14 protein-coding genes are annotated in these 14,964 nt (G+C 62.3%); 10 read left to right on the forward strand and 4 right to left on the reverse strand.

The window, feature by feature from the left end:
* Positions 1-89 precede the first annotated feature (89 nt).
* Positions 90-812 carry a TOBE domain-containing protein gene (locus ACVOLS_RS20050; protein WP_481547087.1) on the reverse strand — a complete coding sequence of 241 codons (723 nt, stop codon included), beginning with the start codon at positions 810-812 and terminating at the stop codon, positions 90-92.
* A gap of 181 nt (positions 813-993) precedes the next feature.
* Between ACVOLS_RS20050 and ACVOLS_RS20055 the strand changes: the two genes are divergently transcribed.
* The 8 genes from ACVOLS_RS20055 to ACVOLS_RS20090 all read left to right on the forward strand — a co-directional run bounded on the left by ACVOLS_RS20055 (position 994) and on the right by ACVOLS_RS20090 (position 9,666).
* The gene (locus ACVOLS_RS20055) at positions 994-2,976 is read left to right on the forward strand and encodes a TonB-dependent receptor plug domain-containing protein (protein ID WP_481547088.1); all 1,983 of its coding nucleotides are present in this window, start codon (positions 994-996) and stop codon (positions 2,974-2,976) included.
* A 2-nt stretch (positions 2,977-2,978) separates the two neighbouring features.
* Positions 2,979-3,518: a DUF2478 domain-containing protein gene (locus ACVOLS_RS20060; protein ID WP_481547089.1), complete on the forward strand. Its 540-nt coding sequence runs from the start codon at positions 2,979-2,981 to the stop codon at positions 3,516-3,518.
* Positions 3,515-4,552, forward strand: coding sequence for an ABC transporter substrate-binding protein (locus tag ACVOLS_RS20065; protein ID WP_481547090.1), 1,038 nt, complete (start codon positions 3,515-3,517; stop codon positions 4,550-4,552). The genes ACVOLS_RS20060 and ACVOLS_RS20065 overlap by 4 nt, the downstream gene beginning before the upstream one ends.
* An 11-nt stretch (positions 4,553-4,563) precedes the next feature.
* Complete coding sequence (locus tag ACVOLS_RS20070; RefSeq protein ID WP_481547091.1) at positions 4,564-5,568, forward strand: FecCD family ABC transporter permease; 1,005 nt, start codon at positions 4,564-4,566, stop codon at positions 5,566-5,568.
* Between the two features lie 2 nt (positions 5,569-5,570).
* A complete protein-coding gene (locus ACVOLS_RS20075) occupies positions 5,571-6,341 on the forward strand; it encodes an ABC transporter ATP-binding protein (protein ID WP_481547092.1) in 771 nt (256 codons plus the stop codon).
* Entirely contained in the window at positions 6,341-7,147 is an 807-nt protein-coding gene (locus tag ACVOLS_RS20080; RefSeq protein WP_481547093.1) for a class I SAM-dependent methyltransferase, read from the forward strand. Before ACVOLS_RS20075 ends, ACVOLS_RS20080 begins: the two co-directional genes overlap by 1 nt.
* A 270-nt stretch (positions 7,148-7,417) precedes the next feature.
* Complete coding sequence (locus ACVOLS_RS20085) at positions 7,418-8,989, forward strand: SDR family NAD(P)-dependent oxidoreductase (protein WP_481547094.1); 1,572 nt, start codon at positions 7,418-7,420, stop codon at positions 8,987-8,989.
* 77 nt (positions 8,990-9,066) lie between these two features.
* The gene (locus ACVOLS_RS20090) at positions 9,067-9,666 is read left to right on the forward strand and encodes a DNA-3-methyladenine glycosylase (protein ID WP_481547095.1); all 600 of its coding nucleotides are present in this window, start codon (positions 9,067-9,069) and stop codon (positions 9,664-9,666) included.
* A gap of 184 nt (positions 9,667-9,850) precedes the next feature.
* Here the strand turns inward: ACVOLS_RS20090 and ACVOLS_RS20095 are convergent, their stop codons facing one another.
* The 3 genes from ACVOLS_RS20095 to ACVOLS_RS20105 all read right to left on the reverse strand — a co-directional run bounded on the left by ACVOLS_RS20095 (position 9,851) and on the right by ACVOLS_RS20105 (position 12,526).
* Entirely contained in the window at positions 9,851-10,852 is a 1,002-nt protein-coding gene (locus ACVOLS_RS20095; RefSeq protein ID WP_481547096.1) for a 2Fe-2S iron-sulfur cluster-binding protein, read from the reverse strand.
* Positions 10,853-10,861: 9 nt separating this feature from the next.
* Entirely contained in the window at positions 10,862-11,128 is a 267-nt protein-coding gene (locus ACVOLS_RS20100; protein ID WP_481547097.1) for a glutaredoxin family protein, read from the reverse strand.
* A 420-nt stretch (positions 11,129-11,548) separates the two neighbouring features.
* Positions 11,549-12,526: a LysR substrate-binding domain-containing protein gene (locus ACVOLS_RS20105; protein WP_481547098.1), complete on the reverse strand. Its 978-nt coding sequence runs from the start codon at positions 12,524-12,526 to the stop codon at positions 11,549-11,551.
* Between the two features lie 305 nt (positions 12,527-12,831).
* On the opposite strand from ACVOLS_RS20105, the gene ACVOLS_RS20110 reads away from it, so the two are divergent.
* A complete protein-coding gene (locus tag ACVOLS_RS20110; RefSeq protein WP_481547099.1) occupies positions 12,832-13,755 on the forward strand; it encodes a glutathione S-transferase family protein in 924 nt (307 codons plus the stop codon).
* Positions 13,752-14,819: an LLM class oxidoreductase gene (locus ACVOLS_RS20115; protein ID WP_481547100.1), complete on the forward strand. Its 1,068-nt coding sequence runs from the start codon at positions 13,752-13,754 to the stop codon at positions 14,817-14,819. Before ACVOLS_RS20110 ends, ACVOLS_RS20115 begins: the two co-directional genes overlap by 4 nt.
* Positions 14,820-14,964 lie beyond the last annotated feature (145 nt).

A 14,964-nucleotide genomic window follows, 5' to 3' on the forward strand; every position in this document is an offset into this window, starting at 1 on the left:
GAATTTGTAGGCTTGCCGGGTCTTGCTGGTGATCTTGCCTGCAGACATGACTGTCTCCCAATGCTACCCCCAACAGAGGCTAGCTCTGTCTAGGAAATCCTGGGAACTCCAACAACACTGCAGCCGTGGCCGATGTCCACCACCACTTCGTCATTCACGGCGCCTTCGGTGATACGCGCCACCGTGCCGTTGAACTGGTTGCGCGCCGAACACCGCGTGCCTTGACCCTGCGCCAAGAGCACCGACGATGCCTTGATCAGTGCGTAGGCTGGCATACCAACCTCCAGCCCCAGCGATTCCATGCTGCCGTGGGTGATGGTCGCCACGACCGTCAGTCCCCGCGCTATTTCAATCTGCACTTCGTCGTTCACGGCACCGGCGGCTACGGCACTGATCCTGCCGTGGAATTGATTGCGCGCACTCGTGATCATGCCGATTCTCCGTATCAATGCCATGTCCTCGTCCAATCCGGCGGGAATCTGTTGGGATTGCAGGAAGGCACGGTGTGCGCGCTCAAGCTGCTCGAAGCGTGCCACCAGCTGACGGCCGCGCTCGGTCAATTGGGCACCGCCGCCGCCACGGCCACCTACGCTGCGTGCCACCAAGGGTTCGCCGGCTGCCGTGTTCATCGCGTCCACCGCGTCCCAAGCGTTCTTGTAGGTCATGCCCATGCGCTTGGCAGCCTGGCTGATCGAACCGCAGGCGTCGATGAACCCCAGCAAGGCGAAGCGGCCGCGACCACCCAGGCTTTGCCCGGCAACGTTCAGCCATAGGCTGCCTTGCAGCTCCAGCATGGAGTCGGTCTCACTCATATCGTCTGGTCCCCGCCTGCGATAACTGCGGCAAGTGTAAGCCGCACGCCATCTCCCCCCGGCTTGATATCGATCAAGGACGCCTCGGCTCCGGCCACAGAGAATCCCCACATCGGTCACGACGTTGACCTCACCGCACCGTTATATCATCTTGGATATAGCGAACCCGAGGATTGCGAGAATGCGCACCTGCCGTTTCGTTCTGCCGCTGTCAGCCCTTCTGCTTCCCCTGTCCGCCGCAGCTGCCGACATCGCCGCCCCACCGGTTTTCACCTTGGGCAGTATCGATGTCCATGCCGAGCGCGGCACCTCCAGCACCGTCGCTGAGCGCGTCTTGGACGCCGATCGCATCCAGCAGCTGGATCGCAATACTGTTGGTGACGCAGTCAGCGTGCTGCCCGGTGTCAGCCTGGCGCGCAATTCGCGCAACGAGGACATGGTCTACCTGCGCGGCTTCGATCCCCGCCAGGTGCCGGTATTCCTCGATGGCGTTCCGCTCTACGTCCCTTATGACGGCTATGTCGATTTCGGCCGTTTCACCACCTTCGATCTGGCGCGGATCGAAGTCGCCAGCGGCGCCGCTTCACTGCTCTACGGGCCCAATATCCTTGGCGGTGCCATCAATCTGATCAGCCGGCGCCCAGAGCGTCCGTTCGAAGCCGACCTGCGCCTGGGCGTCGCCGATGGCGGCGAGCGCAAGGCTGTGGTCAATCTTGGCGGGCGCCAAGGTGATTGGTACTACCAGCTTGGCTGGTCGATCCTCAAGGCGGATGAATTCCCGCTTCCAGACGGTTTCGTCGATTACAAACGCGTACCGACCGACACCGGCGATGACCGCCGCAATGCTGACCGGGAAGACCGGCGGCTGTCATTCAAGCTCGGCTACACGCCGCGTGAGGGCGATGAATATGCCATCGGCTACGCCCGCCAGGATAGCGAGAAGGGCAACCCGGTATACACAGGCACCGCACGCAGCGGTATTCGCTACTGGCGCTGGCCGTGGTGGGACAAGGACAGCCTGTACTTCATTGGCAACACCCAGCTCGGCCAGCACACGACACTGCGCACCCGCCTGTATCGCGACACCTATGGCAACGGGCTGGAGGCCTATACCGACGGCAGCTATCAAACCGCCTTGGACAACGCCAGTTTCCCCAGCATCTACGACGACAAGACAGTTGGCGGCTCGGTCACCTTGGCGACCGATGCCCTGCCGCGCCAACAGCTGCAGCTTGCGTTGCATTACAAGGAAGACCAGCACAGCGAGCGCAACCCGCACTCGCCGACCAAGGACTTCCGCGATGTCACTACCTCGGTGGCGGTTGAAGATCGTATTGCCTTGACCGATACCGCACACCTGCGGGCCGGCATCGGCTACGACCGCCGCGAGGCCAAACGCGTCTATTACTGGCCTACCGGCAACGCCGATGCCACCAATGCAGTGCTTGAGTATGTGCAACAAGTGGCACCAGAGCAGCAGTGGTATGCCAGCGCCGCCCGTCGCACGCGCTTCCCCACCATCAAGGACCGCTACTCGGCGCGTATGGGCGCCGCCCTGCCCAACCCGGACCTGGCCCCGGAGCACGCCACCCATCTCGAACTGGGCGTGCGCGGCAGTTGGTGGCACGGCAGCCAACTGCAGGCAGCGGCCTTCCACAGCCGCATCGATGACCTGATCCAGACGGCTGTAGTTGCCTCGCCTGAGTGCGGCGGCCGCACCTGCAACCAAGCGCAGAACATTGGCCGCGCCCGCAACGTTGGTGTCGAGCTTGGCCTGCAGCAGCGCCTCGGCGAGGACTGGGATCTGCAGGGCAGCTACACCTGGCTGCGCCGTACCAATCTGCAGAACCGCGACGTGGCCTTGCTCGACAGTCCGCGGCAACGCTTGTTCATGGCGGTTGCCTGGCAACTGCTGCCTGAGCTGCGCCTGCAGGCCACGTTGGAGGCCGAACAAGGCCGCAAGGTCAGTTATGCCGACGTCACCCGCCCGGTGCGCGCCCTGCCCGGCTTCGGTATCGGCGGACTGAAAGCAAGCTGGTCACCGCGTGGCAACGTCGAGCTCGACCTGGGCGTGCGCAATATCGGCGACAAGTGGTACGAGCTGGCCGACGGTTACCCGATGCCCGGCCGCACCTGGTTTGCCAATGCCAACTGGAGGTACTGAGCATGAGCAGCGCGCAGCCCGCACACATCGCCGCCATCGTGCATGACGGCAATGGTGAGCCCGATGGATTACTGGCGGCTTTCGCTGCCCGCCAGCTCGCAGCCGGGCACCGCGTCCGCGGGCTGGTGCACCTGCCCCATGCGCCAACAGCCACGGGCAAACGCATGGTGCTGATGGACGTAACCGATCCGCAGTCCCGCTACCCCATCAGCCAGGCGCTGGGCGCCGCCTCCTGCGGTTGCAATCTTGATCCCCGTGGCATTGCCGACGCCAGCGTGGTGCTGCGTCGTGCCGCGCAGGAACCCGCGGCGCTGGTGATCGCCAATCGTTTCGGCACGCTGGAGTCGCAAGGCGGTGGTATGGCCGATGAACTGTTGGCCCTGATGCTGGCCGGCATTCCGCTGCTGACTGCCGTAAAGCTGCCATATCTCGATGCCTGGCGCGAGTTCACCGGTGGCATGGCGGTTGAACTTCCCGCCACCAACGAGGCATTGCAGCAGTGGTGGGATGGCTGTCGCCAGCACCATCAGGAGGCGATATGAAACGTCGTGCGCTGTTGCAGGTGTTTGCGCTGGCTCCGCTGCTGTTCGCGGGGAGCAGGTTGTTGGCGATGCCCGCGCAACGCGTACTGCGCTTGGGTGAACCCAAAGGCACGCCGCAGCGCATATTTGCCGCGGGCGCACCCGCGGCTGTGCTGATTGCGGCACTCGCGCCACAGCGGCTATTGGGTTGGCCGATGCGGGTCTCGCCAACCGCACTGGCTCAGCTGCCGGCTTCACTACGCGGCCTGCCGATGATCGGCCGACTTGCAGAGCGTGGCAGCACCGTCAGCCTGGAACGCCTGCTCGAGCTGCAACCGGATCTGGTGCTGGATGCGGGCGACTTCGACGCAAGCTACCGTGACTCGGCCGAACGCGTATGGCAACAGACCGGCATTCCGGTTGAACTCGTGGCTGGGCGCCTGCCCGACCATCCTGCACAGCTTCGCCATGTTGGCAGACTATTGGGCGTAAGCGCGCGCGGCGAGGCCTTGGCGCAGGCAGCCGAAGCGCAGCTGGCCTTGGTGCGCGAGGTACTCGCCAGCCGCCCTGCCACTTCGCGTCCCACTGTCTATTACGGACGCGGCAGCGATGGGCTGGAAAGTGGCCTGGCAGGTTCGATCAACACGGAAGTCATCGAATTTTGTGGCGGCCGCAATGTTGCCGCCGCAGCCGGCAAAGGTGGGTTGGCACGAGTTTCGCTGGAGCAATTGCTGGCTTGGGACCCGGACGTGATCCTCACCCAGGACGCGGCATTCGCCGCAAGCGCGGCACAGGACGCGCGTTGGCGCAGTTTGCGCGCGGTGCGCGAAGGGCGTTTGCACTGCGCACCGTCACTGCCGTTCGGCTGGCTGGATGGCCCGCCCGGCATCAATCGTCTACCAGGCTTGCCATGGTTGCTATCGCGCCTGCACCCAGGCGCGTCGCCAGCGCTTGCGCCAACCGCGTTACGTGCGCGCATCAGCACGCTGCATCAATTGCTGTGGGGTCAGCTACTGCCAGATGAAATCGCACGCAGCCTGGCTGGGCGCCAATGACGGTTCGGCCAATGCCACGCTGGGCTTGGCATGCCGCTGGCTGGGCGCTGTTGGCGACAATGGTGTTGCTGGCATTCTCGGTTGGCCAGTTTCCTGTATCCCCAACGAGCTTGATGCAGGCGGTGGGCTGGCAATTATTTGGCATCGGCGAGCCAAGCCCACCGGGGGTGCATGCGGCGTTGTGGAACATCCGTCTGCCGCGTGTTGTCGCAGCAGTACTGATTGGCGCGGTGCTGTCTGCTGCCGGCGCCGCCTATCAGGCGATGTTCCGCAATCCTCTGGTCTCGCCCGACATTCTTGGTGTCTCCGCGGGTGCCGGGCTAGGTGCGTCGCTGGCATTGTTCCTCGGTCTGCCGTTGTTGCTGGTGCAGGGCTTCGCGTTCGCCGGCGGGCTGGCCGCAGTTGGTCTGGTTTGTCTGGTGGCAGCACTTGTGCGCCGGCACGAGCCGATACTGGTGTTGGTGCTGGCCGGCGTTGCGGTTTCAGCGCTGTTGGGCGCAGGCATCTCACTGCTGAAGCTGCTGGCAGATCCTTACACACAGCTTCCCTCGATCACGTTCTGGTTGCTCGGCGGATTGAATGCGGTGGTCGTTGGCGATCTACGCGTGACGGCGCCGCTGCTGCTGGTTGGACTAGTGCCGCTGCTGTTGCTGCGTTGGCGGATCAATCTGCTGAGTCTGGGCGATGAGGAAGCCAGTGCGTTGGGTGTCGCGGTCACACCTCTACGCTGGACGCTGATTGCCGCGGCGACCCTGTGCACAGCGGCCGCTGTGTCGCTGGCCGGCATCATCGGCTGGGTCGGGCTGGTGGCGCCGCATATCGCCCGTTTGCTGGTAGGCGCCGATTTCCGTCGGCTGTTGCCGGCCAGCCTGCTGCTGGGTGCCAGCTTCCTGCTTGCGGCCGACACACTGGCGCGGACCTTGGCGCCGATTGAACTGCCGCTCGGCATTCTCACTGCGTTCGTCGGTGTTCCGTGTTTCCTGTTGGTGCTGGCACGCAGCGAGAGCCGGGCATGAGGATGGGCGACGTTCTCCTGCAGACACGCGGGCTGACGGTAGGCCATCGCCAGCAGCCCCTGGGCGAGCCTTCGGACCTGCACCTTCATGCAGGCGAAGTGCTGTGCCTGTTGGGTCCCAATGGCTGCGGAAAGACCACGCTGTTCCGCACGCTGCTTGGCCTGCTCCCCGCCATTTCAGGCGAGATTACGTTGCAGGGGCAGCCACTGCATCTGCTCAGCCGCAACCAGCGTGCCCGACAGCTGGCGTACGTTCCTCAGTCAGCGCCGTTCGCCTTTGCCTGGCGGGTACTGGAAGTCGTTGCCATGGGCCGCGCGGCCCATCTTGGTTTGTTGGCCACGCCCACGCGTGCGGACGAAACAATTGCCCTTGACTGCCTGGATCAGCTCGGCATCGTCGCATTGGCGCAGCGCGTGGTCAGCACCCTCAGTGGCGGTGAACGCCAGTTGGTGTTGATAGCGCGCGCACTCGTGCAACGTGCACAGATCCTGATCATGGATGAACCTACCGCCAGCCTCGATTTCGGCAACCAGCTACGCATTCTCGATACCGTGCGGAGCCTCGCCGATCGCGGTATCGGCGTGTTGCTGTCCACACACCAACCGCAGCATGCACTGCAGGTGGCAGACCGCATTGCCTTGATGGCCAGCGGAAGCCTGCACGCGCTCGGTCCCGCCCGCGAGGTCGCCACACCCGAACGATTGGCGCAGCTCTACAACGTCGATGCCTCGCGCATAGCCATAGCCCTTCCTGATCTGCAGCCACTGTCCTGATGACCACACTTCCGGCCCCTATCGATCACATGGCCCGCTACCGCCAGCATCTGCTGGCCTGCGGCTTCCAGGCCAAGCCCGCCAGCGCGTGGGATGCGCGTGCGGCGCAGTCGAGCTGGAAGCGTCGGCACGACGACTACAGCGAGGCATTCCTGGCGCGGCTCGACCTGCGCGGCGTCAACAGCGTGCTGGACGTTGGTTGCGGGCCCGGCCTGCTCAGCTTGCCACTCGCCGCGCAGGTGAAACAGGTCCATGCCCTGGACTACAGCCAGGGCATGCTCGATGGCCTGCATGCCGCCATCCGCGCCCAACAGATCCACAACATCGACGCACATCACCTGTCTTGGGAGGACGACTGGAACACGCTGCCCGTCTGCGACGTCGCCATCGCCTCGCGTTCGCTGATGGTCCCTGAGCTGGAGCGGGCGCTGATGAAACTCGACGCACACGCAGCACAGCGCGTCTACGTGACCTGTACCACGCAGCCGCGTACTGGCGTCTTGGAGCTTGCGGCGCTGCTGGGCCGGCAATGGATTCCCATGCCGGACCATCGCTATGTGATGGAGCTGCTCTGGGACTTGGGACGGGAGCCCCGGCTCGATTACCTGCCGGTGTCGGCATTGGACCAGACACAGACTGCAGACGACCTGATCCGCCAGGCAGAACAGTTGTTCGGTGGGCTGCAGATGAGCGAACACAGCAGGATTGCGGAGTGGCACGGGCATTCGCCTATGAATCGGCTCGGGCTGGCACCCACCAAGCGCTGGGCCTTCATCGCCTGGGAGACCACTGCTCAAAGTAGCTGATGTGGCGCTTGGCGCTGATGGCCCAGGTCCGTGAGCCTCGGTCCTTGGCCTGGTTCAACCTGCATCAGCTCCGGTGCGCGCGGCCCCGGAAGGCAACCACGCAGGCCCAGCGGCCCGTCCATCAACCCGGCATTGGCGCCAAGCCCCTGATATCTGGGACAATTGCCGCCGGCCGGACGCTCCCGGCCCGCTACAGCATGGACCCGCATCGAGGCGGTCATCGCTCTGCTGTCCATTCACGGCTTGCCGCCGCTCTTCCCGGATCGTCATTTGAACGCCATCGATACCCCTGTTGACCCTGCCCTGCCCTTGGCGGATCGCCTGCGCGAAGCGCTGGATCTGCTGGAGGCCATTGAAGCCGATCGCGGCATGCTCGATGCGCTGCCCGAAGCCGACCGCGTGCGCCTGCATCAGGTCGTCGCCAAGGTATTTCACCCCGAACCGAAAGCGCGACGGCAGATGCTCAAGAAGCAGGCCCGTGAACGCCACCAGGAGAAGGTACGCAAGTCCGAGGCACTGCTTGAACAGACCGGTATCCGTGCCCTGCGCCGCAAGCCGGTATTCAGCACACCGAACTACTTCCCGCCGCATGCAGCCGGCCTGCACGATGCCAGCAACGGAGAAGGCGCTGCCGCAGCTGAAGAGCCGGTGCATTCGCCCGAGCTGCGCCACTGCTACGTGTGCAAGCAGAAGTTCACCCAGCTGCATCACTTCTACGACCAGATGTGCCCGACCTGCGCCGATCTCAACTACATCAAGCGCACCGAGACCGCGGACCTGCGTGGGCGCGTGGCACTGCTGACCGGCGGCCGGGTCAAGATCGGCTACCAGGCCGGTTTGAAGCTGCTGCGCGCCGGTGCCGAACTGATCGTGACCACCCGCTTCCCGCGCGACTCGGCGGCCCGTTACGCCGAAGAGCCCGACTTCGCCGTGTGGGGCCATCGCCTCCAGGTCTACGGGCTGGATCTTCGCCACACGCCCAGCGTGGAAGCGTTCTGCAGCGAGCTGTTGGCCACACGCAGCCGTCTGGACTTCATCATCAACAACGCCTGCCAGACCGTGCGTCGCCCACCGCAGTTCTATGCACACATGATGGCCGGCGAAACCGCTGCGGTGCAGAGCCTGCCCGAAACCATCCGCAAGTTGATCGGCAACTACGAAGGCCTGCGTAGCGCTGACCTGCTGCCGGTCGCGGCGGCCGCGCTGCCGTCGCCGCACGCTGTTGGCAAGGATGGCCTGACCCGCGCTGCCGAGCTGTCGCAGGTGCCGCTGCTGGCTGATGAACTATTGGGCCAGCGTCATCTATTCCCCGATGGCCGGCTGGACCAGGACCTGCAGCAGGTGGATCTGCGCGACAGCAATTCCTGGCGCCTGCGCATGGCCGAAGTGCCGTCGGTGGAGCTGCTGGAAACCCAGCTGGTCAATGCCATCGCACCGTTCATCATCAATGCGCGCCTGAAGCCGCTGATGCTGTCCACGCCTGAGCGCGACAAGCACATCGTCAATGTGTCGGCGATGGAAGGCCAGTTCTACCGCAACTTCAAGACCACCCGTCACCCGCATACCAACATGGCCAAGGCCGCGTTGAACATGATGACGCGCACTTCGGCGGCCGATTACCAGAACGACGGCATCCACATGAACAGCGTGGATACCGGCTGGGTGACCGACGAAGATCCGGCGGGCCTGGCTGCCCGCAAGGTGCAGGAAGAACGCTTCCACCCACCGTTGGACATCATCGACGGTGCCGCCCGCATCGTTGACCCGATCATCCACGGCTTCAACAGCGGTGAACACGTATGGGGCCAGTTCCTGAAGGACTATGCACCTACCGATTGGTGAGGTAGCAAACGTCGATTGAATCGGTGGTTCAGCCCGACTGGCTGGGTTGAACCACCGCAATGCGGAGGCGAACCACAATGAAATCTTTCCTGGAAGATATGCAGGTTCTGCCACGCGATTTCTATCGCCGGCATCCCACTGTGGTCGCGCCGGAGCTGCTCAACAAGATCCTGTTACATCACGACGGCCGCTGCGCGCGCATCGTTGAAGTTGAGGCCTACGCCGGCAGCGAAGATCCCGCAGCTCACTCATTCCGCGGCAAGACCGCGCGCAACGCCACAATGTTCGGCCCTCCGGGGCATCTATATGTCTATTTCACCTATGGCATGCATTGGGGAAGCAATGCAGTCTGCGGTGAGGTCGGTGAAGGTGTCGGCGTGCTGCTCAGGGCAGCGCAACCCTTGAACGGGTTGGAACTGATGTATCAGGCCAGGCCTGCTGCAAAGCGCCCGATCGATCTGGCCAATGGCCCCGGCAAACTCTCTCAGGCTTTCGGAATCAACCGCGCGCATGACGGCGCGGATCTGGTGAGCGGTGATCGTGGCATCCGGATCGTATCCGATGGCACACCTCCCCCTGCTGCACCGGTGATAGGTCCTCGGGTGGGAATTTCCAAAGCCGTGGATCTGCCATGGCGCTGGTCTGTGCCGGATCAGCCCTATACCTCCAGAAAGTAGCAGCAGGCTACGACCCCAACGCTGTTGTGGTAAAGAGTCCTCGTGTTTGTGCGCGTAGCGCGCCACTAGCGCTGGGCAGCATCATGAGCGCCACTTTCCATGACAACTTTTCCGTGCACGCTGGGGCCTTACCTTGGTGATGGACTCAGGGGCGAGCCCATGTTCTCAGGAGCCGATACAGCACTCATCCCGGCGTGTGGAACACATCCGCGTGCAGATCGCCCGACCGCAGACCATTGGTCCTGGTGGTCTGGATGGCCGCTTCAACCATCCCAGGCGGTCCAGCGCAATAGGCTTTCCAGCCATCAAGATCCTGCAGGTCTTCGGCAACCGCGTCTGTCACCAGCCCGGTCCTCCAAATGCCATCCCCGGAGACATCTGACAACACGGGTGTAAATGTCAGGTAGGAGTGCTGCCGCGTCAGAGCCCGGAAATGCTCAACGAGGTAAAGATCTCGACTGCTTCTGGCGCCGAAGTAGATATGTATTGGCTGGCGCATACCACTCGCAATTGCTGCCTCAACGATGCATTTGATCGGCGCAAGACCCGAGCCGCCCGCGATGCATAGCATTGGTCCGGCGTGCCGTTCGCGCAGGAACGAAGATCCAAATGGGCCTTCAACAAGCACCGAGGCACCAGGGCGCACTTGCGCATGGATGGGATCGCTCACCGCCCCGCCGCGGACTCGACGAATGTGGAACTCCAACACCTGGCTACCCGATGGGCTGGCGATGGAGTAGTCACGGCTTGGCAGGCCAGGAAACGTGAGCCGAACATACTGGCCAGCAGCAAAGCTCAGCCGTTCGCCCTCATCGTTGACGATCTGGATACGATTGATGTCATGCGTAACCGCCTCGTTCATCGTCACCTTGCCGTTCAGGCGACGGATCGGATGGGGATCTACTTGGTCGTCATCAAGCCAGCTGACGATTCCGTTGGTTGTTGGAATGGCGCGACAAGCCAGAATCAATCCTTGCGATTTTTCTGCCTGCGTCAACGCAAAACGGCTATGTTCGAGAGACTCGACGGAACCGCTGACGAGGCGGGTTTTGCAGGACCCGCAGCGACCCGAGCGACATCCGTGTGGAAAGGCAACTCCATTGGCGAGCGCGGCGTCCAGAATCGTGACACCTGCCGGCACCGTGATGATGCCCCCGGTCTGCAGGATTTCAACATGGTTCGTCATGGCGGCTACTCAGGCTGTGTTGGATAGGCCGAGTGCCTCGACCAAACCTTGTTTTTGCGAGGCGAACGTACCGTAGAAGACCCGCTCGCCTACAATCGTGATTGGCGCGATGCGCACGCCGGTACGGGTTTTGGCCTCGTCGCTGATTGCAGGATCGGTCAGGTCACGCTCTTCAAACGCCACTCCTGCACGGCCGAGCCAATCCTTCAGCATTCGGCAGTCGGGGCAAGTGGGTGTTGTGTAGACGATTACGTGCGGGGTGGAAACGTTGCTCATGACGACGTCCTCATCGTTAATGTGATGTTCTTTCGAGCCGTGACTAGGTTTGAAATAGAGGCTGGAGCACTTGGCCTGCGGCAAGTGTTCCGCACCAATGGACTCCGTTCCGAAGCCGCGCAGAACTCCGTGCGTAGTCCATGGCTACTCTGTGTTGGCGCGAAGTCTAAAGATTGCCGCCATTGGAAGGTCAAGGGGCTCCAGCAATCTTTCTCTGATTCCGGAACCGGCAGGCACCACTCTGGAGCCTTGGCATGGCCGGCGTCGGCGTACGGTCTGTACGAATCTACAAAGCTCAAGCTCCACGATCGACGGCTGCCCGCCAACATCACCAGCAGCGCGTTCCTCCCTGGCGGGATCTCAGCTATCTATGCGGTCGCTGTCGCGACCGTGGGTGCTACTGAAAGCAACAGCCCGGAATCAAATCAATGCCTCTTCGCGCCGGGCTTCGCTCTGCAACCATGACAGAAACGCGGCGATGGCCGGTTTCTCATCTGCCCCGGGCAGGGTCACCGCATAGTAGGCAAACTCGGTGGGCCATGGCTGGTCCAAAGCGACCGCCAATCGACCGCTGGCCACTTCCGACTGCACGTACACATCACGTACCAGCGCAATCCCCTGCCCTGCCTCGGCGGCGCGGATCAACAACACATCATCATCGAACGCGACGCCTCGTTCGATACGGGGGTCGTCCGCCACCCCGAGTGCTTTGTACCAAAGCCGCCAATCGCTACGATCCGAGTCCTGCAGCAATGGGTACTTGAGACAGTCAATCGGCTTGCGGACCGGTTTGCCGGCAGCAAGCAGCACAGGACTCGCTACTGGCAGGAACACCGGCGAAGCAAGGTGACGTGAAACCAAGCCCGGGTACTCTCCGAGCCCGTGACGAATCGCTATATCGATGCGATCGCGGCGCAGATCAACCAAGGCCGAAGAAGCTTCAACGCGCACCTCGATGTCCGGATGCTTTTCGGTGAAGCGGCCCAGTCGAGGCACCAACCAGGACGCAGCAAAACCGGGAACCGTGCTGATCGTCAGTGTCTGCCGCCCGTTGATCGCCTCCAACAGCGCCATGCTGTCCTGGATGGTGTCGAAAGCGCGAAGTAAGGCCGGATAGACTTGCGCGCCTGCTGGACTGAGTGCGACGCCATGCCGATTGCGGGTGAACAGCGTGACACCAGTACGGTCACTCAACAGTTTCAGCTGCTGGCTCACTGCGCCTGGCGTAACGCCCATGACCTCGGCAGCAGCCTTGAGGCTCCCGTGACGACCGGTCTCCACAAATGTACGCAGGGCCAATAACGGTAGGACAGCACCCATTGGTTCAATTTCCCGATCTTTTACGCTTGGAAGTAATGCGTATCTGGTGGGCTTGCACCCATCAAGTAGGGCCAGCATGGATCATTTCATCAAATGAGAAAAGCTGAACTTACGAATGCACGGTTGCTGGCGATATGCGGGCTGAGTGATAACGAGTGATCAGCATGTTCATTCCTGCAACATAACCAATATTCAAGGTTCCGATACGCACGAGGGTGCCGCGCTTCCTGCTTCCCTTGATCCACTCGGAGTCGGCGCAAAATAACATTAGAAAATCTCACGTTATCGAGCAGATAAGATCGTTTTCCGGATCTGATCATGCCCCATAGACTGCAAGCATCCCCGGCCAACAGGAGCCTGGCTTCGAACAGCAGGCCATCAGCTTGCGCCCCCAACAAACCATCCGAAACCTCGCAACGCGCATTGGAAAAGCACTGGCAAAAGAACGCGCAGCGCGAGTTCAAGCCCGCCGGTTTCAGGTCGAGCGCAACAACTGCGCCCACCAATTGCTGGGGCGAGCTGGGCAATCGAGCTCACCACCATGCGACAGCTCATGGCGGCCTGCAGCAACACGCAGACCCAACACCTGCTCCTCACTTTCGCCAGCCACGCACCGGGCCTTGTCCCCGGTGGGCTCGGTGAACTGCATCCAAAAAAAAAAGGAATACTTCGTGTCCAGCCCAACACTTCATCTCTATACCGACAGCTCACCAAACGGCTTCAAGATAAGCATTGCGCTGGAAGAACTCGAACTGCCCTACCAGCTGCATCATGTGCGCATCGCCGAAGGCAAGCACCGGCAGCCAGACTTCCTGAAGTTACACCCACACGCGCGCATTCCCGTGCTTGTGGACGAATCCGCTGGCATCACTGTCTTCGAGTCGGCAGCCATCCTGTTGTACCTGGCCGAAAAGAGCGGCCGCCTTCTGCCAAAGCAGCCGGCAGCTCGGTGGGAAGCGATCACCTGGCTGATGTTCCATTCCGCCAGCGTCGGACCGATCCTTGGCCAGCGCGTTCACTTCGAGATGTTTGCCGACGAAGCGCTTCCGATTGCCATTGAACGCTATCGGCGCTTGAGCAATGAGTTCTTCGCGACCTTGGATCAGCGCCTGGCTGATCGGCCTTGGCTGGCCGGCAACGAGTACTCCATCGCCGACATCGCGGGCTTTGGATGGACCCATATCGCCCGGGTCATCGACCTGGACTTCAGCACTTATCCGCATTTGAACGATTGGCACGCCCGTGTCGCCGAACGGCCTGCCGTACAGCGCGGCGTACTTATCCCTGAACCAGCGACCGGCCCATGAGCGAGACCCATAACATGAACCCATTGAACACCAGCATCGCCATGCAAACAGCGCCCAAGGGCGCTTCTTCTCCTGCTTTTGCGGATCATCGCGGTTACCAACGGATGTTCCGCCAGGACGCGCTGAGTCTGGGCATCTTCCTGCCGCTGCGCTTCTATCGGGGGGATATGCGTGTCCTGGCAGGCCAATCAGCGTTGGTTGGTCAGCTTGATCGTGCCGGCTTCGCTGCAGTCTGGGTCCGTGATGTTCCCCTGTTCGACCCCTTGTTCGGCGACGCCGGGCAGGTCTTCGATCCATTCACCTACCTGGCGTTCCTTGCGGCTCACACCGAGCACATCGCCTTGGCCACTGGCAGCGCCATTTTCTCGCTGCGGCATCCCATCGACCTGGCCAAGTCCGCAGCCACGATTGACCAGTTGTCTGGTGGCCGTCTGGTGATGGGTATCGCCTCTGGCGACAGGCCGGTTGAGTTTCCGGCGTACGGTATCGAACACGCACAACGCGCTGAACGCTTTGCAGATACCGTCAGCTACGTCCGCGAGTTGATGCAGCCGGGCATGGTGAGCATCAACTCGCCCCTGGGTCGTGCGCAAGGCATTGAGCTGTTGCCCAAGCCGGTGGCCGGTGCGGTGCCGCTGTTGGTGACCGGAACCTCGCGGCAGTCGCTGCAATGGGTTGCCGAACAGGCCGATGGTTGGCTGACCTACCCGGATGCCACCCACCACGCTGCTGGCCCCAAGCGTCTGGCCGAGAAGATACGCGCATGGCGCGGATTGATCGGCGATGGCGGCTTCCGCCCGCACGTCACCAACGAGTGGATCGATCTGGTGGAAGACCCCAACCATCCCAGAACGGCTATCGATGGCGGCTACACCTTGCGAACGGGGCGCAACGGCTTGATCGACCTGCTGGGGGAATGGCAACGTGCAGGCGTCAACCATGCGGCCCTGGGAATCCAGTTCAGTCAGCGCCCGGCACAGGACGTCCTGCAGGAGCTGTCGGAGTACGTGCTTCCCTTGTTCCCTTCGCACGATTCGCCGGTACCGCCACGGATTCGTTGGTAGCACTGTCGTCGAGTTGCCGGATCACAGCGAGGTTTGCCGGCGCCTCCCGCCAGGATGTGTTCCTGGCGCAGTCTCATATACACATCACCGCGCCCACGAGCCCGGCAGAACTAGCGTATGCCGGCGTCTGCGGGAAATACAATCG

It is taken from the genome of Stenotrophomonas sp. STEN038, from assembly GCF_056759895.1.

Bases quoted from the DNA above. Each gene is read 5' to 3' on its own strand.
- ACVOLS_RS20100 (WP_481547097.1), bottom strand. From the start codon at position 11,128: ATGAGCAACGTTTCCACCCCGCACGTAATCGTCTACACAACACCCACT.
- ACVOLS_RS20090 (WP_481547095.1), top strand. From the start codon at position 9,067: ATGAAATCTTTCCTGGAAGATATGCAGGTTCTGCCACGCGATTTCTAT.
- ACVOLS_RS20115 (WP_481547100.1), top strand. From the start codon at position 13,752: ATGAGCGAGACCCATAACATGAACCCATTGAACACCAGCATCGCCATG.
- ACVOLS_RS20105 (WP_481547098.1), bottom strand. From the start codon at position 12,526: ATGCTGGCCCTACTTGATGGGTGCAAGCCCACCAGATACGCATTACTT.
- ACVOLS_RS20070 (WP_481547091.1), top strand. From the start codon at position 4,564: ATGCCACGCTGGGCTTGGCATGCCGCTGGCTGGGCGCTGTTGGCGACA.
- ACVOLS_RS20095 (WP_481547096.1), bottom strand. From the start codon at position 10,852: ATGACGAACCATGTTGAAATCCTGCAGACCGGGGGCATCATCACGGTG.
- ACVOLS_RS20080 (WP_481547093.1), top strand. From the start codon at position 6,341: ATGACCACACTTCCGGCCCCTATCGATCACATGGCCCGCTACCGCCAG.
- ACVOLS_RS20065 (WP_481547090.1), top strand. From the start codon at position 3,515: ATGAAACGTCGTGCGCTGTTGCAGGTGTTTGCGCTGGCTCCGCTGCTG.
- ACVOLS_RS20075 (WP_481547092.1), top strand. From the start codon at position 5,571: ATGGGCGACGTTCTCCTGCAGACACGCGGGCTGACGGTAGGCCATCGC.
- ACVOLS_RS20060 (WP_481547089.1), top strand. From the start codon at position 2,979: ATGAGCAGCGCGCAGCCCGCACACATCGCCGCCATCGTGCATGACGGC.
- ACVOLS_RS20050 (WP_481547087.1), bottom strand. From the start codon at position 812: ATGAGTGAGACCGACTCCATGCTGGAGCTGCAAGGCAGCCTATGGCTG.
- ACVOLS_RS20055 (WP_481547088.1), top strand. From the start codon at position 994: ATGCGCACCTGCCGTTTCGTTCTGCCGCTGTCAGCCCTTCTGCTTCCC.